The sequence below is a fragment of the Azospirillum sp. B4 genome (assembly GCF_000333275.1).
Lineage (GTDB): Bacteria > Pseudomonadota > Alphaproteobacteria > Azospirillales > Azospirillaceae > Nitrospirillum.
In genome coordinates this window covers 1-4,894 of record NZ_BACU01000103.1, presented here as the reverse complement: position 1 = coordinate 4,894, position 4,894 = coordinate 1, and the positions used below count along the sequence as shown (strand labels likewise).

Below are 4,894 nucleotides of genomic sequence, written 5' to 3'. Positions count from 1 at the left end.
ACCATCTCCAGCGCCGCCGCCGGGTCGGCCTCCCGGTCGATGGAGGGGATCAGCAGGCCGCTGATGCCGTGGTCCGCCGCCGCCTCGGTGATGCCGGCCACCAGCGCCGCCTGCACCTCGCGATAGGCCAGGCTGGTGTCGCGCAGGGTGGCGGTAGGGTTCCAGAAGAACTCCGCGTGGCGCACATTCTCCGCCGCCGCGTCCGCCAGATACTCATAGGCGATGCGGCGGAAATCGTCGGGTTCCAGCAACAGGTGGCGCTCCAGGGCGCGCAGCACGTGCAGCACGCCCACCGGTTTGTCGCCGCGCCGGAAGAAGGCCTGGATCTCATCCGGACTGAGCGGCGCGCCATGCTTGGCGGCCAGGTCGGCGAAGGTTTGCGGCCGCACGGCGCCCAACAGGTGGCAATGCAGTTCCACCTTGGGCATGGCGTGGAAGAAGGCACGCTGCGCCTCGGTAACCGTGCGGCCGGTTTGCGACGGCGGCACGGTGGCCAGCGTGTCAGCGATGGGGATCATCATGAAAGGCCTGTGATGGGCGCCGGCGACGGCTCAATGCCGGGTCGCGGCGACATAGAAGTAGTAGCCGAGCGGGACGGCCAGGATGAGCAGCCCGACCGGGACGCGGGCGGCGCGCCCGGCCAGGATCTGGATCAGGACGTAGGCCAGGATGCCGGCGGCGATGCCGGTGCCGAAGTTGTTGGCGATCAGGGTGACCAGCACCATCACCAGGGCCGGCATCAGGTCACCGATCTCATCGGCCACCAGGTGGCGGATGGTGCCGAACATGGACAGGCCGGTCAGGATCAGCGCCGGCGCCGTGGCCTGGCGGGGCACCGCCATCACCACGGGCGTGATCAGCAGGGTGGCCAGGAAGCACAACGCCGCCCAGGTGGAGGTGAGACCCGTGCGTCCGCCCGCCTCCACCCCCGCGGCGGATTCCACCAGGGCGGTGCCGGAGGGGATGCCGATCAGCGGCCCCAGGGTCGCCGCGATGGAATCGACCAGGAAGGGCCGCTCGATCCCCGGCAGATTGCCATGCTCATCCGTCAGCGACGCCTTGGCGCCCACCGCCAGGGTGGTCCCCAGGGTGGAGAAGAACTCCCCCGCGAAGAAGGCGAACAGGTAGGGCAGGGCCGCGACCGTGAAGGCGCTGGACAGGTCGACCTGAAAGGAGATCGGCCCGAACCCGCTGGGCAGGGCCAGCACCGACGCGGGGGTGGCGGTCAGCCCCAGGGGGATGCCCGCCACCGTGGCTGCGGCGATGCCGGCCAGCATGGCGCCCGGCAGCTTGCGCGCCTGCAGGGCCACGGCGACGCCCAGCCCGATCAGGGCGGCGATGGGGCCGGGCTGGCTGAAATCGCCCAGGGCCAGTGAGCCGCTTTTGGCGTTCAGCGCCACCATGCCCGCCTCGCGGCAGCCCAGCAGAGCGATGAACAGGCCCAGGGATGCGCCCAGCCCCAGCTTGATGGGCGGCGGCACCAGCCGCATCACCAGGGTGCGGGCACCCGTCAGGGTCAGCACCAGGAACAGGACGCCCGACAGCAGGGCGATGCCCAGGCCCGCCGGCCAGGGGATGTGTTCGATCTGGGCCAGGGTGATGCCCAGGATGGCCGACCCGCCCAGGCCCGGCCCGACGATGAAGGGCAGGTTGCCGTAGAGGCCCATGAACAGGCTGCCGGCCGCCATGACGATGATGGCGGCGGTGGTGGCGGCGCCGCGATCCATCCCGCCGCTGGCCAGCAGCGAGGGGATGACCACGATCAGGTAAGCGGCCGCCATGAAGGCGGTGAGGCCGGGCCACCCCCTCGCGCCCCACGCTGGTGCCGCGCTCGGCCAGGCGGAAGCGGCGGTTCAGCAGCCCCGTCATCGCCGCGCCTGCGCCGTGAAGCTGGCGAGGAAGCGGGCCACGTCCACCTTCTGGATGACATGCACCGTCTGCTCGCCCTGGTGTGGCGCGAATTCATCCTTCCAGATTTGCGCGTTGCCGTAGTCCGGCCCCGGCATCAGGTCCACGTCCATGCGGGCGACCAGTTCCTCCGTCGCCAGCGAACGGTCCAGGGCGACGGCGGTGGTCATCTCATCCCATAACGGCTGCCCCACCTTGGCGTAGTCATGGAAATAGCGGGCCATCGGCGTGCCGGCGGAAGCCACCTGGGCCACCAGTTCCGGCGTCACCTTGGCGCTGCCGGTGACGTTGCCCAGCAGGGTGACACGCTTCCAGGGGGCGGTCAGCACGATGTGCGCCGCCTCCGGATCGAAGATGAAGTTGAAGTCGGTGGCATAGTCGGTGTTGCCGGTGACCCGGGCCACCGCCATGTCCAGCCCGCCACCCTCGATCACGATCTCCTTGGCCAGGGACGGCAGGTCCGGCGCCAGGCGCAGGGCCAGGGCGATGTTGGTCAGCGGCCCGGCGGTGATCACCGTGACCTCCCCCGGGTGCGCCCGCACCAGACGGATCAACAGGTGCGCCGCGTCCTCGGGCAGGGCCGCGATGTGCGGCTCCCCCTCCGGCATGGGCGGCACCAGGGCCGGATCCTCCGGATGGTAGCTGCGGCCGGGCCGGGGGGCGTTCCAGGCCCCCTTCCAGGGAACGGCACCGTAGCGCTGTTCCCACGCCCGCATCTCCCCCTGGGTGCGGATCAGGGGCATTTCCGCCCCCTTGGCCACCGGAACGTCCGGACGGCCCACGATCTCCAGGAAACGCAGCAGGTGCTGCGTCTCCTCCTGCAGCCAGGCGTCGCCGGTGACCACCCCCACCCCCAGCAGCTCGACCCGGGGGTCGCGCAGCAGGGGGATCATCGCCTGGATGTTGCTCTGCCCCGGTCCCAGGAAGTCGTTGTCGAAATAGACGCGGACGGTCTCGGCCCCGGTGGCGGGCGCCGCGGCGCCCAGGGAAAAGACCAGCGCGGCGGCGAGAGCGGCACCAACGATCCTCATCGGCGATCCTTTCCGGTTCATCAGAACCGCGCGCTCACGTTGGTGAAGACATAGCGGCCCAGGGCATCGTAGATGCCGCTGTAGAAAGCGCCATTGGAAACCTGGCCGCCGGTGCTGGCGGTCAGCGGCGGGTCCTTGTCGAACACGTTGTTCACGCCCACCCGCAGCGTCAGATCGCTGGTCAGGGCCATGGACACGCCCAGATCCAGGTAGCTGACGCTGGGCAGGGAGGCGTCGTAGGGCTGGTAAGCACCGGTCAGGTAGGTGGCGCTGCTGGACTTGTCATTGCGCGTGCCGCCGATGTAGCGCCACGTGGCCATCAGGTCCATGCCGTTGGGCAGCGTCCAGTCCACCACCATGCGGTGGCGCCATTTCGGGATGGGCATGCCGCAGGTGACGCCGAAGTAGCCGTCGCAGCGATAGGCCGGCGTGTTGGGCAGCACCTGGATCTCATACTTGTCGGTGAAGGTGCCGGAGAAGTTCAGCCCCACCCGGCCCAGGCCGTCCACGCCGATCAGGTCGGCCACGTCGTACTTGGCCGACAGCGAGAAATCGACGCCGGAGGTGTCGAGGTAGCCGGCGTTGATGTAGGTGGTGACGACATAGCCGCTGGTGACCAGCGACCCGGTGGTGGGGTTGCGGACCACCAGGTTGCAGAAGCTGCCGGTGGCGATGCACTGGCTGAGTTCGATCGTGGCCGGCACGGTCGAGATCAGCTTCTTCACGTCGATGTCGAAATAGTCGGCGGAGAGCGTCACACCGGGCAGGAAGGTCGGGGTGAGCTGGGCGCCAAAGGAAACGGTGTTGGACTCTTCCGGCTTCAGGCCCGGGTTGCCGCCGATCATGGCGCCCGACTTCTGGCCGGCCGCCGGGGCGATGGTGCCGTACTGGGCGGCGGAGACGCCGGAGGCCTGGCAGGCCGCCAGGCTGGCGGTGGGATGCGCGCCCTCGCACGGGTCGGTCAGGTTGGCGGTGGTGATCTGCTGCGGCCCGTACAGTTCCACCAGGTTCGGCGCGCGCACCGCCCGCTGGAAACTGCCGCGGAAACGGATGTTGCTGTCCGGCGCCCAGTCGCCGCCGAACTTGTAGGCGGTGGTGTCGCCGGCGGTGCTGTAGTCGGAATAGCGGGCGCCGGCATTCAGCGACAGGCTGCGGAAGAAGGGCCGGTCCTCCACCAGCGGGGCGGTCATCTCGGCAAACAGTTCCTTCACGTCGAAGGCGCCGGAGATGGGGAACTCGCCGCCCGAATTGCCCGCCACGTCCTTGGAGGAATAGTGGCTGTCCGGCGTCAGTCCGATGGACTCCCGCCGGTATTCGGTGCCGAACGCCACGCCCAGCGGGTTCCTGGCGAACGGGCTGCTGATGGCCGTCACCTGGCCGGTGACGGCACCGCTGGCCACCAGTTCCTGGGTGTAGCCGGTGCGGTAGAAGTCCTGCTGCACATAATTCAGCGCGTCCGACGTGATGCCGCCGATGGCGAAGATGTTGATGGGTACGCAGCCGGCCGCCCCGGTCTTGCAGACGATCTGGCCGCTGGAATTGGTCACGGCCTGCAGCGCGTTGGCGAAGTTGGATAGCGAGATGTCGCCGGTCAGGCGCGAGTCATAGTTGGTGCGGCCGTACTGGGCGTAGACGTCGTACTGCCAGTTGTCGCTGATGTCGCCCTTGGCCCCCAGCACGCCGCGATAGGCGGTGTGGGTGGTGTAGTCATGGCGCGAGCCGCCCTGGACGTTGCGTTCGGACACCACCACGTTGGCCGTCTGGCCCGCCGACAACCCGGCCGAGGTGCAGATGAGGTTGACCTCCTGCGCCGACAGGTAGGGGTTGTTGCAGTTCACCTTCTCCGACACGCTGAACACGGCGGTGGGCGACAGGCGGATGTCGGCCTCGTCCCGCATGAACATGAACTCGCCATAGACCTGGTGGCCCGGGGCGTATTCGTAGTGGCCGAACAG

General features: G+C 68.9%; 2 protein-coding genes and 2 pseudogenes. All 4 read right to left on the bottom strand.

Features of this window, described 5'->3' with window-relative positions:
- A pseudogene (locus I55_RS05120) lies at positions 1-521 on the bottom strand (adenosine deaminase); the annotation flags it as partial.
- Between the two features lie 30 nt (positions 522-551).
- Positions 552-1,787 (bottom strand): annotated as a pseudogene (locus I55_RS05115) (NCS2 family permease); the annotation flags it as partial.
- Between the two features lie 78 nt (positions 1,788-1,865).
- On the bottom strand, positions 1,866-2,939 hold the full coding sequence (locus I55_RS05110; protein ID WP_044559431.1) for a nucleoside hydrolase: 1,074 nt from the start codon (positions 2,937-2,939) through the stop codon (positions 1,866-1,868).
- Between the two features lie 20 nt (positions 2,940-2,959).
- The coding region (locus I55_RS05105; protein WP_044559430.1) for a TonB-dependent receptor domain-containing protein at positions 2,960-4,894 on the bottom strand (1,935 nt) is incomplete at its 5' end.

Coding starts and splice junctions, on each gene's coding strand:
- I55_RS05110 (WP_044559431.1), bottom strand. CDS start 2,939: ATGAGGATCGTTGGTGCCGCTCTCGCCGCCGCGCTGGTCTTTTCCCTG.